This is a genomic window from uncultured Pelagimonas sp. (assembly GCF_947498515.1).
GTDB lineage: Bacteria > Pseudomonadota > Alphaproteobacteria > Rhodobacterales > Rhodobacteraceae > Pelagimonas.
The window spans coordinates 318,857-339,006 of record NZ_CANMKO010000003.1; the positions used below are offsets into that span (position 1 = coordinate 318,857).

Annotated in this window: 19 protein-coding genes, 1 other RNA gene and 1 riboswitch; of the genes, 7 read left to right on the plus strand and 13 right to left on the minus strand. The window is 56.1% G+C overall.

What is annotated here, in order from left to right; genetic code table 11:
• Positions 1-1,071: 1,071 nt before the first annotated feature.
• Positions 1,072-3,852, plus strand: coding sequence for a glutamine-synthetase adenylyltransferase (locus tag Q1A43_RS07905; protein WP_299933979.1), 2,781 nt, complete (start codon positions 1,072-1,074; stop codon positions 3,850-3,852).
• A complete protein-coding gene (locus Q1A43_RS07910; protein ID WP_299933981.1) occupies positions 3,849-4,118 on the plus strand; it encodes a hypothetical protein in 270 nt (89 codons plus the stop codon). The genes Q1A43_RS07905 and Q1A43_RS07910 overlap by 4 nt, the downstream gene beginning before the upstream one ends.
• Before the next feature lie 18 nt (positions 4,119-4,136).
• On the opposite strand, the gene eda is transcribed toward Q1A43_RS07910, so the two are convergent.
• Entirely contained in the window at positions 4,137-4,781 is a 645-nt protein-coding gene (gene eda, locus Q1A43_RS07915) for a bifunctional 4-hydroxy-2-oxoglutarate aldolase/2-dehydro-3-deoxy-phosphogluconate aldolase (RefSeq protein WP_299933983.1), read from the minus strand.
• A 76-nt stretch (positions 4,782-4,857) separates the two neighbouring features.
• Complete coding sequence (edd, locus tag Q1A43_RS07920) at positions 4,858-6,675, minus strand: phosphogluconate dehydratase (RefSeq protein WP_299933985.1); 1,818 nt, start codon at positions 6,673-6,675, stop codon at positions 4,858-4,860.
• 306 nt (positions 6,676-6,981) lie between these two features.
• On the opposite strand from edd, the gene Q1A43_RS07925 reads away from it, so the two are divergent.
• The 5 genes from Q1A43_RS07925 (at position 6,982) to Q1A43_RS07945 (ending at position 12,076) form a co-directional block, all read left to right on the plus strand.
• Positions 6,982-7,677 carry a DUF6778 family protein gene (locus Q1A43_RS07925; RefSeq protein ID WP_299933987.1) on the plus strand — a complete coding sequence of 232 codons (696 nt, stop codon included), beginning with the start codon at positions 6,982-6,984 and terminating at the stop codon, positions 7,675-7,677.
• Positions 7,678-7,719: 42 nt separating this feature from the next.
• Entirely contained in the window at positions 7,720-8,934 is a 1,215-nt protein-coding gene (locus Q1A43_RS07930) for an RSP_2647 family RNA methyltransferase (RefSeq protein WP_299933989.1), read from the plus strand.
• Positions 8,931-9,470, plus strand: coding sequence for an RSP_2648 family PIN domain-containing protein (locus tag Q1A43_RS07935; RefSeq protein WP_299933991.1), 540 nt, complete (start codon positions 8,931-8,933; stop codon positions 9,468-9,470). The genes Q1A43_RS07930 and Q1A43_RS07935 overlap by 4 nt, the downstream gene beginning before the upstream one ends.
• A 91-nt stretch (positions 9,471-9,561) precedes the next feature.
• Positions 9,562-10,932: a sodium:proline symporter gene (locus tag Q1A43_RS07940; RefSeq protein WP_299933993.1), complete on the plus strand. Its 1,371-nt coding sequence runs from the start codon at positions 9,562-9,564 to the stop codon at positions 10,930-10,932.
• A gap of 82 nt (positions 10,933-11,014) precedes the next feature.
• The gene (locus tag Q1A43_RS07945) at positions 11,015-12,076 is read left to right on the plus strand and encodes an ABC transporter ATP-binding protein (RefSeq protein ID WP_299922090.1); all 1,062 of its coding nucleotides are present in this window, start codon (positions 11,015-11,017) and stop codon (positions 12,074-12,076) included.
• 13 nt (positions 12,077-12,089) lie between these two features.
• Here Q1A43_RS07945 and Q1A43_RS07950 read toward each other — a convergent pair whose 3' ends face one another.
• From Q1A43_RS07950 to Q1A43_RS08000, 11 genes are all read right to left on the minus strand, one after another.
• Positions 12,090-12,317, minus strand: coding sequence for a ribbon-helix-helix domain-containing protein (locus Q1A43_RS07950; RefSeq protein WP_299922092.1), 228 nt, complete (start codon positions 12,315-12,317; stop codon positions 12,090-12,092).
• A complete protein-coding gene (locus Q1A43_RS07955) occupies positions 12,314-12,487 on the minus strand; it encodes a DUF4169 family protein (RefSeq protein WP_299933995.1) in 174 nt (57 codons plus the stop codon). Before Q1A43_RS07955 ends, Q1A43_RS07950 begins: the two co-directional genes overlap by 4 nt.
• 37 nt (positions 12,488-12,524) lie before the next feature.
• Positions 12,525-13,121: a ferric reductase-like transmembrane domain-containing protein gene (locus tag Q1A43_RS07960; protein WP_299922096.1), complete on the minus strand. Its 597-nt coding sequence runs from the start codon at positions 13,119-13,121 to the stop codon at positions 12,525-12,527.
• A gap of 148 nt (positions 13,122-13,269) precedes the next feature.
• Complete coding sequence (fumC, locus tag Q1A43_RS07965; RefSeq protein WP_299933997.1) at positions 13,270-14,664, minus strand: class II fumarate hydratase; 1,395 nt, start codon at positions 14,662-14,664, stop codon at positions 13,270-13,272.
• A 97-nt stretch (positions 14,665-14,761) separates the two neighbouring features.
• Positions 14,762-15,331, minus strand: a complete 570-nt coding sequence (locus tag Q1A43_RS07970; RefSeq protein ID WP_299933999.1) for a class I SAM-dependent methyltransferase — start codon at positions 15,329-15,331, stop codon at positions 14,762-14,764.
• Between the two features lie 166 nt (positions 15,332-15,497).
• On the minus strand, positions 15,498-15,962 hold the full coding sequence (locus tag Q1A43_RS07975; RefSeq protein WP_299922102.1) for a ClpXP protease specificity-enhancing factor SspB: 465 nt from the start codon (positions 15,960-15,962) through the stop codon (positions 15,498-15,500).
• Between the two features lie 66 nt (positions 15,963-16,028).
• Complete coding sequence (gene chrA / locus Q1A43_RS07980; protein ID WP_299934001.1) at positions 16,029-17,279, minus strand: chromate efflux transporter; 1,251 nt, start codon at positions 17,277-17,279, stop codon at positions 16,029-16,031.
• 56 nt (positions 17,280-17,335) lie between these two features.
• A complete protein-coding gene (locus Q1A43_RS07985) occupies positions 17,336-17,779 on the minus strand; it encodes a nuclear transport factor 2 family protein (RefSeq protein ID WP_299934003.1) in 444 nt (147 codons plus the stop codon).
• A 105-nt stretch (positions 17,780-17,884) separates the two neighbouring features.
• Positions 17,885-18,259: a transfer-messenger RNA gene (gene ssrA, locus Q1A43_RS07990) on the minus strand.
• A 99-nt stretch (positions 18,260-18,358) separates the two neighbouring features.
• The gene (gene cobF / locus Q1A43_RS07995) at positions 18,359-19,117 is read right to left on the minus strand and encodes a precorrin-6A synthase (deacetylating) (RefSeq protein WP_299934005.1); all 759 of its coding nucleotides are present in this window, start codon (positions 19,115-19,117) and stop codon (positions 18,359-18,361) included.
• 70 nt (positions 19,118-19,187) lie between these two features.
• Positions 19,188-19,856 carry an energy-coupling factor ABC transporter permease gene (locus Q1A43_RS08000; RefSeq protein WP_299934007.1) on the minus strand — a complete coding sequence of 223 codons (669 nt, stop codon included), beginning with the start codon at positions 19,854-19,856 and terminating at the stop codon, positions 19,188-19,190.
• Between the two features lie 78 nt (positions 19,857-19,934).
• Positions 19,935-20,148, minus strand: a riboswitch (cobalamin riboswitch).
• Positions 20,149-20,150 lie beyond the last annotated feature (2 nt).

Below are 20,150 nucleotides of genomic sequence, written 5' to 3' on the forward strand. Positions count from 1 at the left end.
GTCCTGCAGTAACGGTAGCTTGAATTGCTCCATTGGCCAGCATTTTTTGCGGTCTCACGATGCCATCGCACATTGCCCTCAGCGACGGTTCGCGTCGACCTTCGCGTGGTTCGCAACACGATGGAGCCAGCTTTTTGTTGTTGTGCAACGAACGACTGCAAAGCCTGCTGTGTTGCCGCCTTGCACCCAACTTTGTCAGGTACACTAACTGCGCTTAGCCGCCGTTGCCATCAACTTAACCGCGTGGAGGCTAGGGCAAACCTGCACAAGTTGGCTGCGGTTGCGCAGTAGGATGCTCAAAAGGGCATGGGAGGGTGTGATTTGTTTCGCGCCCTCATGTTTTACTCCAAGGCTTTAAGGAAGAAATTATGAAACCAGTCATCCATCGGGGTAGGGCGGCAGTTCAGAATGCTTTAGGAAGGTCGTTCAACATGTCATGGATGTGGCACTGACCAAGTCACAGATCCAATCTGGTTTGAGTTGCCAAGCGGCATATGAATCCGCCTATGTGGTTCGGGGCGAGCCACCGGATCGTGACTTAAAATCGCTTTCAAGTTCCAATGCAGCAAAAAGTTTCTGAAAAAATCTTATCCCTTTTTTTCAGTTTTTCGAAGGCGTTGAAGGTACTTGAACCGGAATTTTCATGTTCGACGCTCTCAGCTTTTGGGTTTCAGGGGCAGATATTATAGTAGAAGCTGTCTCACAACCTTAACTCAAAGGGGCACAGCCGACTTGAAGAGTTTGCAAGTGTCCCTGTTACAAATTTTTCGAGACGCTCCGAGAACCCCGGTCGAAGCAAATTTGAAAAACATCGGGGGAAGATGCAGTATTTGGACCGGAAAGCAACTTAACACCCTGCTTTTATTGATCCCGTCCGGCATCATCCGGATTCTTCCGGTTACTGCATTAAAAAGTGCCTCATAACAATGGCAGGGGAAATTGGGATGCCAAACCAGAAAAAACTATGCGGAAGATAGGTGGGATTGGCCCATATTGGGGGAGAGGGACCGCGTCGCTAAGTCTCGCGTTTGAGGTGTTGCGCATTTGGATAGGGCGTGGCCTTTTGCGGGCATGAGATTAGTTGACCGAATAACCCGCCTGCCACGTGCTTTTGATTCCGATCATGGAATGGAGGCGCAAGGGTTTGCCCCTTGGGCCAGCGGCGATATCGCCAAGCTTCTGGAAGGAACCTGCGGGTCGAGCCCGTACCTAAAAGGGCTCATTTCCAAAGAAAGCAAATGGCTGGAGGGCGCGGTTGACGACCCAGAGGCGGCGATTGCGAGTATTTTCGAGAAATTGCGGTCTGGGTCCTATGATAAGGTTGACCATGACTTGCGTCAGGCCAAGCGCCGGGTCGCCTTGTTGATTGCCCTATGTGATTTGTCCGGGGTCTGGGCCTTGGAAGAGGTCACTGGCACCTTGACCGATTTTTCGGACATCGCGGTGCAGGTCGCGCTAGAAGCGGCCGTGGCACGAGAAATCAAGCGCAAAAAGCTTCCGGGTCAGAGCGAAGATGACATTGCCACGGCGGGCGGGATGGTGACCTTGGCTATGGGCAAAGGTGGCGCGCATGAGCTGAATTACAGCTCGGACATTGATCTGATCTGTTTGTTTGATGAAACCCGCTACGACCCGGATGATTTCCACGAGGCGCGCACGTCTTTGGTCCGGGCAACCCGCAAAATGGCGGCGAGCCTGTCTGATTTGACCGGCGACGGTTATGTGTTCCGCACCGATCTGCGTCTAAGGCCCGATCCGGCGGTTACTCCGGTCTGTATGGCGATGGAAGCGGCGGAACGCTATTACGAAAGCCTTGGCCGCACTTGGGAGCGCGCCGCTTATATTAAGGCACGTCCCTGTGCCGGGGATATCGAGGCCGGGCAACGGTTTCTGACTACCTTGAAACCTTTTGTCTGGCGCAAGCATTTGGACTTTGCCGCCATTCAGGATGCTCATGACATGCGGCTGCGTATTCGCGAACACAAGGGGCTCGGCGGGCCGATTACCTTGCCCGGCCACAACATGAAACTTGGACGTGGAGGCATTCGCGAGATTGAGTTTTTCACCCAAACTCGGCAGTTGATCGCCGGTGGCCGTGACCCCGACCTGCGCACCAACAAAACCGTGCCAGGGCTACAGGTCTTGGCGCAAAAAGGCTGGATTCCACAAGAGGCGGCTGATGTTTTGGCCGACCACTATCGGGCGCACCGTGAGGTCGAGCACCGCATTCAAATGGTCAACGACGCCCAAACCCATGATCTTCCCAAAAATCCGGACGGATTTGAGCGGTTGGCGTGTTTGATGGGCATTTCGGTAGAAGAGTTTGAGGGAGATCTCAATCGACGGTTGACCGAAGTGCATGAGGTGACAGAAGGGTTCTTTGCCCCGGATGCAAGCAGTGACGAAGACATGCCGGATACTTTGGGTGATAGCGAGATTGTAGCGCGCTGGCCGACCTATCCGTCGTTGCGATCTGAGCGCGCGCATGAGATTTTCCGACGGCTGCGTCCTGAAATCTTGCGCCGATTAGGGCAGGCGGCAAAGCCGGAAGAGGCCCTGTTAGCTTTTGATGGTTTTCTCAAAGGGTTGCCCGCTGGTGTTCAACTGTTTTCGTTATTTGAGGCCAATCACCAGCTGATTGATTTGTTGATCGACGTGGTCAGCACCTCGCCAGAATTGGCGCTACACCTGTCGCGTAATGCCAAGGTGTTTGATGCGGTCATTGGCGGTGACTTCTTTAGCCCTTGGCCCGGGCGTGCGGCGTTGACAGGTGAACTTGTTGCGCTTTTGCAGGACGAACCCGATTACGAGCGCCGGCTCGATCTGGCGCGGCGTTGGGGCAAAGAATGGCATTTCCGGGTTGGTGTGCACCTGTTGCGCGGACTTATGGAGGCCGAGGAGGCCGGGCGCGCCTATGCGGATTTGGCTGAGGCGACTTTGGGCGCGACATGGCCGGTTGTTCAGGAGGAGTTCGCCAGAAAACACGGGCCTTGCCCCGGTCGCGGTGCGGTTGTGATTGGCATGGGCTCGCTTGGGGCCGGGCGTTTGCACGCGCGATCTGACCTTGATGTGATTGTCATTTATGACCCCGATGGTGTTGAAGCTTCGGAGGGGCGGCGTCCTTTGCCGTCGCGAACCTACTATTCGCGCCTAACACAGGCCTTGATTACCGCGATGACCGCCCCGATGGCCGAAGGGCGCTTGTATGAAGTGGACATGCGGTTGCGCCCCTCGGGCAATCAGGGGCCGGTGGCCACGTCTTGGGCCTCCTTTCAAGATTATCAACGCAACGAGGCGTGGACATGGGAGCATTTGGCACTAACCCGTGCGCGGGTTGTGGCGGGCCCGGCGGCCTTGGCGGCGGATGTCGAAGGGTTTCGGCTTGAGCTTTTGGCGCAGCCACGCAATCGCGACGATGTCTTGGCAGATGTCGGGGAAATGCGGGCGCGTATTGCCGACGCCAAGGGCGACGGCGGCGCATGGAATGCGAAAATCGGTGCCGGTCGCATGCAGGATATTGAACTGTTTTCGCAAGCCGCAACCTTGGTGTCGGGGCAGGGTATTCGACATACGCCGCGTGCCTTGCGTCAAACCGATTGGCTTGCCCCGGAAGATCGCCAAGCCTTGGTCGAGGCCTATAACTTGTTTTGGTCATTACAATTAGGGTCACGCCTTATCAGCGAAGAGGCACTGGACCCAGATACGGTTGGCAGCGGCGGTTGCGAGTTCTTGACTCGGTTGACAAACGCGTCGGATATGGAGGCCCTGCGGTCGGAACTGGAGGCGCATGCGCAGCGTGCGGCACAGATCATCACCCGAGAACTGCCGGTGAAAGAGGAGTCTGATCAATGAAGGGCGATGCCGTTGATCCAAAGGGTTTGATCGCCGATGCCTATCGCATCGAGGGGATCAGGCTTGAAGAATGCCGCACAATCTTTTTGGATTGGGCGCTATCGGTGCCAGTGGATGTTGATACGGGCGCATTAATTGCTGTGCTTATGCAGCGCCACGGCGATGCGGCGGATCATCCGATGACCGAGGTTTTGAACGATGGCCTCACGAAAATCACCGCGCCAAAGCGGCGCGGTGGGGTCAAACGTCGGAATGCCGAGAACTGATCAGCTACGCAGCGCTCATTAGCTCCGCGGTAGGGCGGCGGCTTCGGCCGCCAGCTTTTCGATACCGTCCCAGTCGCCTTTGATCATCAGATCCTTTGGGGCGACCCAAGACCCACCACAGCACAGTGTGTTGGACAGGCTTAGGTAATCATTGGCGTTCTTAAGAGACACGCCACCGGTGGGGCAGAACCGCACCTGTGGCAGTGGCGCGCCGATGGCCTTGAGGGCAGGGGCACCGCCATTGGCTTCGGCTGGGAAGAACTTCTGAACGGTGTAGCCGCGCTCAAGAAGACGCATGACCTCAGACGACGTCGCCGCTCCGGGCAGGGTAGGCAGATCGGCGTCTTCGACCGCATCTAGCAACCTGTCGGTCGCACCGGGCGAGACGCCAAATTTTGCGCCAGCATCTTTCGCAGCAGCAACATCGGCAGGTGTAAGCAAGGTGCCCGCACCAACAACGCCGCCTTCGACGGTGGCCATTTCCGCAATGACCTCTAGGGCGGCGGCGGTCCGCAGCGTGACTTCGAGTACAGGCAATCCACCGCGTACCAACGCTTGGGCCAATGGTTTGGCGTGGGCCGGGTCTTCGACCACAATCACCGGAATGATCGGGGCCATACGGCAGAGTTTTTCAGAAGCAATGCTTGCGTCTTGAGGTGTCATGTCTTTTGAACCTTTGGTCATGCCGGAGGGGAGGGTGCCTCCGGCGGGAGTTTATCTAGCGAAACGGGGAACGTGGTTAGACGACAACGGCCGCACCGTCCGAGGCAAGGCCAACATTGGCACGGAAGGCGGCGAAAAGCTCGCGCCCAACGCCATGGCCGTTCCCGGAAAGGTCCGCGGTGGCGGGTTCGCGGGTGTCAAAACCTTCGGTCAGGCAGGTCAGTGTGCCGTTGGCCGCGTCAAGGCGGACAATGTCGCCATCGCGCAGGTAAGCCAGCGGCCCGCCGTTTGCGGCCTCGGGGCTTATGTGAATGGCGGCGGGCACTTTGCCGGACGCGCCGGACATACGCCCATCGGTGACTAAGGCCATTTTGAGACCGCGATCTTGTAGAACGGTCAGCGTCGGCGTCAGGCTATGCAGCTCAGGCATGCCGTTGGATTTCGGCCCTTGGAAACGGACAACAACAATGGTGTCTGAGGTGAATTCACCCGCTTGAAACGCCTTTTTCACGTCGGTTTGTTCGTGGAAAATGCGCACTGGGGCTTCGATCACGTGGCGTTCAGGGGCGACGGCAGAGATTTTGATAACGCCTCGGCCCAGATTGCCGCTTAGTTGTTTTAAGCCGCCGGTTGTTTGGAACGCATCCCGTGCCGGGCGCAAGATTTTGTCGTTCTGGGTTTCTTTGGCCCCATCGACAAAGCTTATCGCGCCGTCGGTGAGGCGCGGTTCCTGAGTATAATGGCTCATACCGGTGCCCGCGACGGTTTGCACATCTTCGTGCATCAACCCAGCATCGAGCAATTCACCAATCATGTACTGCAACCCGCCGGCAGCATGGAAATGGTTCACATCGGCAAGGCCGTTTGGATAGACCTTGGCCATCAGAGGCGTTACGGACGAGATTTCATCAAAATCGGAAAGTTCGAGCGCAATACCTGCGGCGCGGGCCATTGCGGGCAAGTGCAAGACCAAGTTTGTGGACCCGCCCGTCGCCATAAGACCAACAAGACCGTTCACAAAGGCCTTGGCATCCAGCACGTCGCAAGCGGGGCGATAGTCGTTGCCTAGCGCGGTGATTTCCAGCGCCCGTTTGGCACCGGCGACGGTAAGCGCATCGCGAAGCGGCGTGTTGGGATTGACAAAAGAGCTTCCTGGCAAATGCAGACCCATGAACTCCATCAGCATCTGATTGGTGTTGGCCGTTCCATAAAAGGTGCAGGTGCCGGGAGAATGGTAAGAGGCCATTTCTGCCTTCATCAGCTCATCACGGCCAACTTCGCCGGTGGCGAATTGATTGCGCACGCGGGCCTTTTCGTCGTTGGGCAAGCCAGAAGGCATAGGACCAGCAGGTAGGAAAAGGGCCGGGATATAGCCAAATGTTGCCGCCGCGATCACCAAACCGGGGACGATTTTGTCGCAAACACCCAAATACAAAGCCGCATCAAACGTATTGTGCGATAGCGCAACACCCGCAGACAGAGCGATCACATCACGTGAAAACAACGACAATTCCATGCCGACCTGCCCTTGGGTGACACCGTCACACATGGCGGGCACACCACCGGCAACCTGCGCCGTTGCACCAACGCTGCGAGCGGCCTCGCGGATCATGTCAGGGTAGCGTTCATAGGGTTGATGCGCCGAAAGCATGTCGTTGTAGGCCGAGACAATCCCGAGGTTAGGTGCGCGTCCGGTGGCCAAAGCGTCTTGGTCGCTGCCCATGGCGGCATAGGCATGGGCCTGATTTCCGCATGTGAGGTGCGCGCGACGCGGGCCGTCTTCGGCCGCTTGGCGCATTCGATCCAGATAGGTGCGTCGCATATCACGTGATCGATCTTCGATACGGGCGGTGACGCGGGCGATTGTGTCGTTCAGGGGCGAGTTGCCTGGCATGTCTGGGGTCCATCCTGCTGCGCTTGGCTGTTGTCTATTTTGGTTAGCGCTAACAGTAAAGGTATATTCAGCTTAAATCACAGGCAAAATGCGTCGGTATTGCTATGTTCATGTCAGTCTCTTCTTTTTGATCTTCGGTTTTGTTCGATTGGGTTCGCTGTTTAGCTATCCACGATAAAACCGCCAATTTGCCTCAAACCCGCCCTAGTTCAGGCCGATTCGCCTGTCAGGTTAACAAACAATGAAAACCGCCAAAGAGCGGATCGCCGGAGAGGCCGGCACGACATTGGGTAAGAGGGCAGAACCATGACACCTATTCGTATTGTAGCCGCCGTAGCAATGATGAGCGCGCTGTCGGCTTGTGGCGGAATGCCGGATGTGGCCACCCGCAACGCACCGTTTGAAGCGTTGCCACCCGTTCAAACCGGCGCCGCGGTTGTTCCTGTGGTCGCAGCCCAGCCAGAAGTGCCGCAGCGCCAATCGCAAACACGTGCGGCCTATAAAATCGTCAACTATTCGATCACTGTTCCCGAAGATTTGTCGGTGTCAGAGGCCAACCTTTATTATCCTGTCGCCGACATCGTTTGGCGTGGCGATGCCATTGGCGATCGCAAGGACCAAGTGGGTTACATCTTTCAGGAAAGTCTAAGCCGGGCACGTCATAGCCTAACGGACGGTCACGCCGTCAAAGCCGAGATCGTGGTTCGCCGCTTCCATTCGATCACTGAAAAAACCCGCTACACCGTCGGTGGCGTGCATTCGATCAACTTTGATATTCTTCTGCGCGACGCTCAGAGCGGTCAGATCGTGGTTTTACGGTCGGTCAAAGCCGATCTTAAGGCCTTTGGCGGACGCCGGGCGATCAACGCCGATCGTCAGGGCCTAACCATGAAAGAACGTATTCACCGCCATTTGGAACGCGTGATCAAGGCCGAGCTAACAGTACCCGGTGGTTGGGCCGATCAAGGGGAACGTTTGGTCAAAGGCATCGATCAAATCTAATCGCGCTTTCCTAACGGGGCAAAGCAAGTTAAAGGCGGGGGCATGACAGCCCCCGTTTCCGCATCTGATCGCCCCGATTCCATCCCTGTTTTGCGCCTATTGCCCAAAGCGAACGCCCGTGCCATCCGTCGCGGAGCGCCATGGGTTTTTGACAATGAGTTGGTCATGGACCGGCGCACGCGCAAAATCGCCCCCGGTACCATAGCCGTTCTTGAAGATCATGAACGCCAAGCCCTTGGTGTCGTCGCGGTGAATCCGACGTCCAAGATCGTGGCGCGTATGTTGGACCGCAATGTATTGGCCAACATTGATCGCGATTGGGTGTTTGATAAACTGACCAAAGCCGTGGCGATGCGTGACCGGCTTTATGACAAACCGTTTTACCGGTTGATCCATGCCGAAGGCGACGGCATGCCCGGCGTGGTGATTGACCGTTTCGGTGACACGGCCGTAATCCAACCCAACGCGGCTTGGGCCGAAATGTTGATCGAAGACATGGCCGATGCGCTTATGGCGGCAACGGGCGTGGCCAATGTGCTTAAAAATGCTTCTGGTCGTGGCCGCGCGCTAGAAAGTCTTGATGACGTCAGCACCGTCTTGCGCGGATCAGCACCGGATGCAGCAATTGCGGTCGAGATGAATGGGGCCACTTATATGGCCGATCTGACCGGTGGTCAGAAAACCGGATTGTTCTTTGATCAGCGTGATAACCACGGATTCGCGGCGCGTTTGTCCGGCGATTCCAGTGTTTTGGACGTGTTTTCTCATGTTGGTGGTTTTGCTTTGGCGGCGCTTGCCAATGGGGCAAAAACTGCGGTGGCCATAGACGGATCAGCCGCGGCGCTTGAGCTTGCCGAAGCTGGTGCCAAAAAGATGGGCAAGGTTCTCGACACGCGTCAAGGGGATGCGTTTGACGTTATGTCCGAGATGGCCAAAGAGGGCCTTAAGTTTGATGTTGTGATCTGTGACCCACCGGCCTTTGCACCGTCCAAGAAAACATTGGACAAAGGCCTGCGCGCCTATGAACGCGTGGCACGTTTGGCGGCGGGCTTGGTCAAGGATGACGGCTATTTAGTGCTATGTTCCTGTTCGCATGCGGCCGATACCAATAGCTTTACCGGCGCGTGTTTGCGCGGCATTGGCCGGGCCGGACGTCGTGCCCAGTTGTTGCATACGGGAACGGCCGGGCCGGATCACCCGCTTTTGCCACAGCTGGCCGAAAGTGGTTACCTTAAGGCGCTGTTCTTCCGTCTGTGAAGATCCTGCTTGATACCTGCGTTCTGTTTCCAACAGTGATGCGCGAGATGCTTTTGGGCGCGGCCGGGCAGGGGCTTTTCACCCCGCAATGGTCCGCCCGCATTCTCGAAGAATGGGCGCGCGCCGCCAACAAGCTTGGCCCGAATGGCGAGGCACAGGCGCGGGGCGAAATTGCGCTTTTGCGAGCCAAATGGCCCAAGGCCGAGGTGACGTGGAAACCGTCGGTTCAAGATCGTCTCTATCTTCCTGACCCAAACGACACCCACGTCTTGGCAGCGGCGATTTCAGGGTCGGCGGATATGATCATCACGCTGAACGCCAAGGATTTTCCGCGCAATATCTTGGCCGAAGAGGGGCTTGCTCGCTCTGACCCGGATGCCTTTTTACAAGGGCTATGGCAGGCAAATCCAGAAGCGTTGGAGCATGTGGCAGACGCAGTTTTAGCCGAAGCCCGACGGCTATCGGGCGACGATTGGCAGATGCGAGCCTTGCTCAAAAAGGCGCGCCTGCCACGTTTGGCCAAGGCGCTGTCCTGACATCTCCTCACATTTGCGCAAGGCAGGTGTAACGCCTCTGGTCGATGGGTGTCTCTCCTGTTAGCGCAGGGGACGCGACTGGAGACCTATCATGCAAACCCTTACCTTGGTTGCCGTTTTCGGTGCCGTTCTTGTTCTAAGCCTCGTGGTGGCCCCGCGCCGCGCCACGGTTGAGGGTTTTTTTGGCGGCACTGGTGATAGCGGTCAGGCACCGGGCCTATGGACACTGGTGTTAAGCCAAGTCACCACATGGATTTTCGCCCGCTCGTTGATGAACTCCGCGATCTTGGGGTATTTCTATGGCATTGCAGGCACCTTGGCCTATGCGGCCTATTACGGCTCCTTTCTAACCGGGGCTTATGTGGTTGGCCATCTGCGCGCCAACGGGGCCACAAGCGTTCAAGATTGGTTGGGCGCACGTTTTGGCACCACCGGCACACTGGCCTACAACCTTGTGATCGCGTTGCGTCTGTTGTCCGAAGTCTTTGCCAACCTGATAGTCGTCAGCCTAATCTTCAACGCCGTGTCAGCTGGGTCCGGCACCACGGCGGTTTTGATCGTGGCGGCCTTGGCCTTGGGGTATTCGGCGTGGGGTGGATTGTCGGCGGCGTTGCGGACAGATGTTTTGCAAATGTCGTTGTTTCTCGTCATCTTTGCCGTCGCTTTTGGCTTTCTCCTCACCAGCCCGGATTTCTCGCTCTCGGCGGTTCTAACGGCTCCGGGACAATCAGGCGGCTATTTGGGTTGGGTTCTTATGTCTGTCGCCGCGCTTCAGGTGTTTTCTTATCCGGTGCATGATCCGGTGATGATGGATCGCGGCTTTCTTGCTGATGCGAAAACAACCCGCGCCTCCTTTCTCCATGCCTTTTGGATTTCGGCGCTTTGCATCATTGGGTTTGGCTTCTTTGGCATTCAAGCCAGCCTGCAAGGTGCTGACTACGAAGGGCAATTACTCGGAACTTGGGCGGGGATGTTCCCCCCATGGGTTTTTGCCGCGCTGATTTTGTCCCTGTTGGTCTCGGCTCTTTCGACTTTGGATTCCGCACTAAGTTCCGCGTCGCGCTTGGTGGTTGAAGAGTTGCGCCTTGCCCCGCGGAGCTTAAACGGTGGCCGTGCCGCAATGATCGTATTCACTCTTGCTGGCACGGCTCTGACTCTTTGGGGGAGCCAGACCTTGTTTGACGCCGTTGCCGTTTCCGGAACCGCCAGCATGTTCCTGACGCCGGTTTTGGTGGTCGGTCTGGTCTTCAACCGTCAGATCGATCTCTGGGCCTATATGGTGGCTTGGGGGGCAGCAATGATTGGGGCCTATGCCTATTTCGCGCGCGGTAGCGACACCATGATGATGATCCTGCCCGAAGGCCACAAATACGAACAGCTGTTTGCCATCTGTATTGTTGTGCTTGTGCTGGGCTTTGTCGCAGTCTTTGCAGGCAGCCGCAGGGTTGCGACCGACGGTTAAGGCTGCTACCTCTCGCGTTAATCCCGAGGACTTACATCGGAATTAACGCGAGGCCGGCTTGACCAAATCTACCCATCCCCGATTGGAAATCCGCGACCTGGTGCGCATCTACGAAGGCAAACCGGTTGTTGATCATGTGTCCTTGTCGATCGAACCCGGCAAAGTCATGTGTCTTTTGGGCCCATCGGGCTGTGGCAAGTCGACAACCCTGCGCATGATTGCCGGTGTCGATATGCAAGACAGCGGCGAGATCCATGTTGATGGGCAGTTGGTCTGTGACACGGTATTCCGCGTGCCGCCCGAACGTCGCTCGATTGGTTTGATGTTTCAGGATTTCGCGCTTTTCCCGCATTTGACAGTGGGTGAAAACGTTGCCTTTGGCCTGACTACCGCCGCGGCCGAGAAAAAGGCGCGTGCCTTGTCGCTTTTGGAACGCGTTGGGTTGGCGCATTTCATCGACGCCTATCCCCATCATCTCTCTGGTGGCGAACAACAACGGGTTGCCTTGGCCCGCGCCTTGGCGCCGCGTCCGAGTATCATGCTGATGGATGAGCCGTTTTCGGGGCTCGACAACCGTCTGCGTGATGGCATTCGTGACGAAACATTGGACCTTCTAAAGGAAGAAGGGGCGTCGGTTTTATTGGTGACGCATGAGCCAGAAGAGGCGATGCGCATGGCCGATGAGATCGCCTTGATGCGCGGTGGTAAGATCGTGCAGCGCGGTGCGCCCTATAACATTTACAACGCTCCCGTTGATCGAGAGGCGGTTGCGTTTTTTAGTGATGTCAACGTGTTACGCGGTAGAGTTCAAGGATCATTGACCGATACACCCTTTGGGCAATTCCTAGCTCCGGGGCAGCCAGACGGCTCTGAAGTCGAGATCGTTTTTCGCCCACAACATGTTAGCATCGACTTTGATCGTCATGGCAAAGGGCCAAACCCGACGGCAATGGCCGGCACCCCGGCGCGTGGCATTGTTGAACGTGCCCGGTTTATGGGGTCTGAAAGCCTTGTTGAATTCCGCATGGACCATGATGGGCAAATGCTCAAGGCGACGGTGCCGAATGTGTTTATGCCAAAGCCGGGAACACCACTATGGTTGACGGTACGTCGCGACCGCTGTTTTGTTTTCCCGGTGAAATAGGGCGTTTGGCCGCTTAGGTGGGTTTTGGGTCCAGCAGATCGTTCAAGATAAACACCCGGATCGATGACGCAAGGCCCACATCGGGGTCGCGGGCCGCATCAATCTCTGCCGCAAGCGCATTGATCGGCAAATTCCGACGCGCCGCGATTGTGCGAAACTCCCGCCAAAATTCAGCTTCCAGTGACACAGATGTCCGGTGTCCTTTGAGCGTCAAAGAGTGTTTCTCGGGGCGACCGCTCATTCGCGTTCATGCCCATCCAAATCGCGCTTGGCTTTATCCTGTTTGGATTTTTCCAGCGTTTTCTGCGTTTTGGTTCGGCCAAACTTTGTCGCGTTCTCATCGGCCTCTTGGCGTTTTGCGTCACGCGATTTTTGTTTGCGGAATTGATTTAGGTTTACGATCTCAGCCATAGGGAAACCATAGCCAAGACCGTAATCCTTGCCAAGCTTAAGCCGCGCGCGCCGGACGGGGACGCAGGTACCAATACCAAATGCGGTAGGCTTCAAGCACGATCAGTGGGCCAAAATGGACCAGAGCTGGGGCGAGACCTTCCCAATTGTGCAGAGATGCCCAATGCAACAGGGTCAAGGCGGCGGCAGCATATGTCCAGCGTTGCAAGGTCTTCCAACGTGGGCCCATGACCCGTACGAAATAGTCCATTGATGTCACGCCAAGCGGAATGAAAATCGCAAAGGCCAACCAGCCGGTCCAAATATAAAGCTTAGGCAGCTCCGCGATCACTTTGGTCAATGTCGCGGCGTCGATTACATAGAAAACTGTGTGTGCAATCGCATAGAAAAATGCCGCAACCCCAAAGTAACGTCGGTTCTTCTTAAGCCAAAGCGGCCCGCGCCAACCTTTGAAGATCAAGGCCAAGGGGCTTGCCAGCATAGCAATAATGGTAAACCGGGCGGCAAATTCACCGGTTGGATGCAAAAGCTGGTGGTAGATTTTAGGGTCATTGCCTTCGACCAATCCGGCCACCATGCCAAAAGCAGGTAAGGCCAAAACCAACCACAACCAATAGGGGGAAAAACGTGCCATTGCCCGGTCCTTTTTAGTGTATAGGCCTCTAATACGGATCAGACGGCCATTCCCGTCGCATAAAACGAAAAACGCCCAAGAAAATCTTGGGCGTCTCTACTTTCTTGCAAAAACCTTAAGGGATTTGGGGGCTGGTCCCCAATGTTCCTTAGGCTTTCGGGCCTATCATCTGTTCTGGGCGTACAACCGCGTCAAATGTCGCCTCATCAACAAAGCCTAGCGCAATGGCCTCTTCCTTGAGGGTCGTACCGTTCTTATGCGCGGTTTTGGCAACCTTGGTAGCGTTGTCGTAACCGATGGTCGGGGCCAGCGCTGTGACCAGCATCAGGCTCTCTTTCATCAGCTTGTCGATGCGGGGTTCATTGGCCTTGATGCCGTTCAACATCCGCTCGGTAAAGCTATCGGCGACGTCACCCAGCAACTGGATCGACTGAAGCAGGTTATAGCTCATCATCGGGTTGTAAACGTTGAGCTCAAAATGGCCCTGCGACCCGGCAAAGGTCATGGCGGCATTGTTACCCATGACATGCGCGGCGACTTGGGTCATCGCCTCGGCTTGGGTTGGGTTAACCTTGCCTGGCATGATCGAGCTGCCAGGCTCGTTCTCAGGCAGGATCAATTCGCCAAGACCCGAGCGTGGACCAGAGCCCAAGAAACGGATGTCATTGGCGATTTTGTACATCGATCCCGCAACCGTTGCCAAAGCGCCGGACATAAACACCATGGCGTCATGGGCGCTCAGCGCTTCGAATTTGTTTGGGGCGGTGACAAAAGGCAGGCCGGTGATCTCGGCCATATGGGCGGCAACGGCTTCGGACCAACCCGGCGCGGTGTTCAGACCGGTACCAACCGCGGTACCCCCTTGGGCCAACTCATAGATGCCGGGTAGGGCGGCATCGACGCGGGCCAGACCCTGACGGATCATATGCGCATAACCGGAAAACTCCTGACCCAATGTCAGCGGCGTCGCGTCTTGTGTGTGGGTCCGGCCAATCTTGATGATGTCTTTGAACTCTTCGGTTTTGGCCTCAAGTCCCTCTGCCAGTTTGGTCAGGCCGGGCACCAAGACGTCACGCACCGACATGGCGGTGGCGATGTGCATTGCGGTTGGGAAGGTGTCGTTGGACGACTGACCCATGTTGCAGTGATCGTTAGGGTGAACCGGATCTTTGGACCCGATCACGCCGCCAAGCATTTCGATGGCTCGGTTGGCGATCACTTCGTTGGAGTTCATGTTCGATTGGGTGCCGGAGCCGGTCTGCCAGACGACCAATGGGAAGTTATCGTCGAACTTGCCCTCAAATACTTCGCCAGCGGCGGCAATCACCGCATCGGCGATTTTGGCGTCCATCGCGCCGGTGGCTTTGTTTTGCATGGCACAGGCTTGTTTGATCACACCCAAGGCGCGCACGATGGCGACGGGCTGCTTTTCCCAACCAATGGGAAAGTTCATGATCGAGCGCTGTGTCTGTGCGCCCCAATACTTGTCGGAGGGAACCTCCAATGGGCCAAAGCTGTCGGTTTCAGTACGGGTGTCAGCCATCGGAGTCTCCTCGCGTTGTATACTATTGCATGCCGCATAGCGATCTCAGCCGGTCAGAGCAACTGGCAAGATGCGCGCAGGGGCGGAATTGGGGTGCTTATACCATGCTACGGCGGAAGGAATAGACACGAGCGGGCGGTAGGTTGGCCCAAATTGTCTCAGACTTAGTATAGGTTAGCGCTAGCGCCTTGGCGACGCGCTCCTGAACCGGGGATTTTGGGCCATAGGTGAACTGAATATAAACGCCGTCGGGGCCCATTGCCCGAAATGATGCGCGGAGAATCGCGATCTGAATGCTTCCCGGCATCGACAAAAACGGCAGGCCGGAAACCACCGCGCGGACGTTATTTAGGCCCAGTTGGCCCATATCCTGCGCCTTGTTGTGGTGCACATGGATGTCGGGAAACGAGGTGTGCAGCCGGTCGACGAACTCTTCGTTGAGTTCAAAAGCATGCAGATCCTTCGGTGTAACGCCGCTCTCCAAAAGCGCTTGGGTGATTTTCCCAGTGCCGGCACCAAGTTCCACAACGGGCCCGCTGCGATCCTGCGGCAATTCCATCGCCATCCGCCGAGCCAAAGCCACAGAAGACGGCGCAATTGCCGAAATCTTTTGCGGTGAGCGGATCAATTGACCCAGAAAGAGCGGCAGCCCGGATTGCAGCGACATAAAACACCCTGTCTTTGGTTACGCATGTCTAAACATGAGCGGCCAAGTGGGATTGGGCAAGACCTAAGGTCAACTATCGGCGAAACTTCACAAAAAAGTAAAACAGCCAGCACGTTGGTGCCGACTGTTTTATCTATTTTCCTGATGAATGTGCGCCTACGCACATTTATTTACGAAAGCGATCCAAACTTACCACTTCGGCATCATGGTGTTCGGGCTCAGACCGGTCACCATCTGGATGATCTTCTGGCGGCTCCGGATCATCATCTTCATCACCGTCCTGAGATTCGAAGCGCAAACCAAATTCAACCGATGGATCAACAAAGGTTTCGATCGAATCGTAGGGAATATAAAGCGGTTCTGGTGCGTCCCCAAAGGACAAGGTTATTGAGAACCCTTCATCCGTGACCTCAAGATCATCATATTGATGCTGCATGACGACGGTCATTTCTTCGGGATAGCGTTCCTTGAGCCAATCGGCCAAACGCGCATCCGGATGACCGGTGTCAAACGTAATAAAGAAATGATGTTCCCCTGGAAGCCCGTTTTGTTTGACGTCTTCCAGAACCGTTTGAATCAGGCCACGCATGGCATGATGCATCAGTTTTCCGTAGTCGATACCCGAGGACATATCTTTGCTTTCCTTAGTTGCAAATCAGCATATTGGATTCGGAGCGGAACGGAAGGGCAGATTTGGTCAGATCAGGCTCAAAATCCAACTTGCTGCAGCGCAGAGTATCAATGTCGTTAACACATCTCGTTTGAGCGGCCCCAGCAAAAGCGCAGCAAGGGCTATCAAAGGCAAAACCGCAAGTTGAAGCGTCGTGAGATCGGGCCAAGGAAAGGCGATGGGGCCCAAGGAGACTTGTCCGACTTGCCCGAAAAGTACATGCAAGGCAAACCAGACCGACAGGTTGAGGATTACCCCGACAACCGCAGCGGTGATGGCTTGCAACGCCGCTTGCAACCGTGGTCGGGCCAAAAGGTTTTCCACATGCGGGGCACCGGCGAAAATCCAGAGGAAACAGGGCACGAACGTCACCCATAGGGTCAAAGCGCCAGCGGCAAGCGCCAATGCAACGCCGCCCTGTGCATGGCCGGTCAACATTCCCACGAACTGGGTTACTAGGATGAGGGGGCCGGGGGTGGTTTCGGCCAAGCCAAGCGCGTCCACCATTTCCGTTGTGCTAAGCCAGCCCCGCGTTTGCACCACTTCTTGGGACATATAGGCCAGCACAGCGTAGGCTCCGCCAAAGGTAACAACCGCTAGTTTTGCAAAGAAAACGCCAAGGGAAAACAGCAGGTTTTGCCCGGTTGCCCAGAGGATGGGCAAGGGGGCTAGCCAGAGCGCGGCCCACGCTATCAATACCCGTGGAGAGGTGTTTTGAACAGGTTGTGGCTTTATCTGGGCGATGGCTTTGGTATGCCAAGCGCCCCAAAGCGCCGCCATGCCGATCAAGATTGGAAAGGGGATGCCGAGGGCAAAGATCGCAAGGAAGGACAAGCCAGCGAGGATCAAAGATGTCGGCGTTTTCAGAGCTTTTTGGGATAGGCGCATCAGGGCCTGGGCGACGATGACAACAACGCAGGCCTTTACCCCAAGCATAAGCGCCGCTGTCTGTGGCTGACTGCCAAAATTTGCATAAAGGAGAGCAAGTATTGCGATAACGAGTGCGCCGGGCAGCACAAACAACAACCCGCCGATGACGCCGCCGGTTATGCCGCGCAGCCGCCAGCCGGCATAGGTGGCCAGCTGCATCGCCTCTGGTCCCGGAAGCATCATACAGAAACTCAAGGCGCGCAAAAACTGCTCTTCGCTAAGCCAGTCACGCTCCTCAACCAGACTGCGATGCATCAATGCGATTTGCGCCGCAGGTCCGCCAAAGGAAGTCACGCCGATTTTTCCAAAAACGCGGATTAGGTCAGTTGTCGAAGGGGCCTGTGTCATGGCTGAGAGGTGACAGGACAAGGCAAAAGGCGCAACAGGAAAAAGAGGCGTTGGGGCTAGGTAAGAGTCGCACCAGCCAACATTAGCAACATGGCGTTTTCCGGAACCGCGCCGGTTGTTTCAAAGAAATTCATCAGGTCGGCATTGGCATAGGATTCGACAATGACACCGTTCTGAACGCGGTCAAAAAACATCCCCATCAGCAAGCCGGTTTTCCCAGAGCTGTGCGAGGAAAGAGCGCCTTCAATCACATGACCAAACCGCCCATCGGCACCCTCGACCGTAAAAACGCGTTTGAACGATGTGATCGAGGCCATGGATTGAAATTGAGCCACCCAATCGCGAAACTCGTCGCGATTAAGAATGGTGTCACGGATGCGGCCATGAAATTTGGCATCGGGATGAAAGTAGATGTCGATCGCATCGAGGTCTTCGCGAATCCAGACATCACGCATGACATCGTCGATAATATTGGGTGTTTGTTCCGGGGCGTAGCTCATGGCTTGTGTCTAAATCAATCAGGTTAATTGTGATTGAAGCCACGAGGTGACACCCAAAAGGCAACCACGTCAAAAGAGCGCTATTAGACAGATCAGGAGGAGGGAAGTGCAGGTTTCTGTTGCCAGGTACCTGCGAACCCCGCCTTACGCGGCTAGGCGCAAGGGCTTAATTTTCGGTTTTCCGAACAGCTTACGCTGCTAGGGCTACCGGAGCACGATTGTCATTTGCAATTGTACAGTTTTCGCCGATAACGGTGGCAGACAGCCGAAACAAAGCTAACCCCTTTAGACGTTCGTCGATCCTATTTCGTCCCCCCAGATCTGATTGAAATCCCCAAATGAAGGATCACCCCAGAATGATTTGGTGGAGACGCCGGGTACCGCCCCCGGGTCCGATCCGCTTATTACGAGCGCGTTTATGTCCATAGTTCCCGAGGGAACGCTTTGAATATAGGCGGTGTTTTGAGGGATTTAAAGGGGGTATCGAGAATTTAGGAAAAAGGGGGCGTTGCCTCCTCTTGGCCTAGGGCCAAGTCACCCCAGGGTATTTTTGTGGAAAGAAGAAGCGAACCCGCAGAGCTAGGCGGTTCGCCTTCTTAATAGGTAAACATCCATGATCCAGCCGTGATCGGCGCGGGCCTTGGACCGGGTTTCTAGAATGTCATTGGCCACGGAAATGAGGGGGCCGGCGATGCGAACCTCTTCGGGCATACCGGCAAAGGCGCTCCACCAGATATCAAAGTCTTCGGGCGGGAGAGATTCAAAGGCCCCCCCGGCATCGAGCATAACAACCAAGGTTTCGGTGTTGTCGGGCCAGCCATGTTCACGCAATTGACGACCTGTGGTGATCGTGACCGGCGCGCCAAGCGTATTGAGCGGAATGGCATGGCCAGCGGTCAGGGCCTGAACCGAGGTAATGCCGGGAATGACGGTCAAGGACAGGGGCAATTTGGTTTGAACCCGCTCTGCGATACGCAGGGTGCTGTCATAAAGTGACGGATCGCCCCAGACCAAAAAGGCGACACGCCCAGAGTTGCCGACTTGTGATGTGATGGCATCGATCCAAGCCGCGGAAATGGCATCGTGCCAGTTATTGACGCGTTGGATGTAGTCGGGTGTCTTCGGGTCACGGACGGGCAGGTCAAATTCGTGCTGATGCGGACCACCATTGTGTAACGCATCGCGACAAATGGCGCGGCGCAACCCAGCAAGATCGTCTTTGCCCGGCCCTTTGCGCGGGATGAGGATCACGTCGGCACTGTTGAGTGCCTCGATCGCTTCGAGGGTGAGGTGTTTTGGATTGCCAGCGCCAACGCCAACCAGAAGCAATTCAATCATGTGTCAGCCTCTTAAACGAAACACGGCCCCGCAAGATTGGGGGCCGCGTAAGTCTCGGATAAATCCCAGATCAGGCGTTGTAAACGCGCGAGGTGAGAATGCCCGACGCTTTGATGTCGCGGATTGACTTGGCACCGGCAAGGCAGGCCAGATCAATCAGTGGCTCGATCAGGATAACCATCATGTAAGCTGCGCCAAAGGACATGACTGACGACATGGCACCAAAACCTTGACCATAAAACGCCCAAAAGGCGACCCAAGCGACAACGCCAGCCTGAAAGGCGGTCGAAAGCGCGAGAGTTTGTTTGTAGCTTAGGTCAACATAGGCGGTGCCCGGGGTGATGATGCGTTTGGCAAGGGCCGCCATAGCGAACAAGGGCACCAGCAGAGTGGTGACGTTGACGAAATACATCGGCAGATCGGTCGGGGCGAACATAAGCCCCTGAAGCAGCAGACCCAGAGCAAGACCAAAGGCGGCAGGGGCCGCGCCCAGCATCAAAAATAGGGTTGATCCAAGGATGAAGTGAACCTCAGAGATCCCAACCGGAAAATGTGGCAACACTTGAAAGAATGTGAAGGTCGCGGCTGTAGCCAAAACCGTCCGAGTCACCATTTTGGAAACGCCAGAGGCACGAACTGTGTCGATGGCCATTTTGGTGGCAACACCGCCCGCGCCCGCGGCGGTTGCGTAGCTTAGGCCGATCTTTGCGGCGTCTACGATTCCTGGTTCTACGTGCATATTACTGTCTCCCAACCGTCCAACCCGACGGCGATTTGTTAAAGAGGGCCAGTTCGGCCCAGAGCTTCAAATTGGGGTGCCTGTGGCACCCCCGGCGGCAGGTCTCCTGACTTGCGGGTCTTTGCTTGTCCGGGCCTTCCCACCCGTTGGGGCAGTGGCATCGTCCGGGCAAGCTCTCCGCTCACAGTTGCGGGGGCAGTCGCGGTTTTGGCGCCTGATGGCTACACCTCACCGTGTTCCCTTTTCATCCTCTTGGCTTTGCCGTTGAGGAACCGTCGTTTTAAAGGCTTGTCA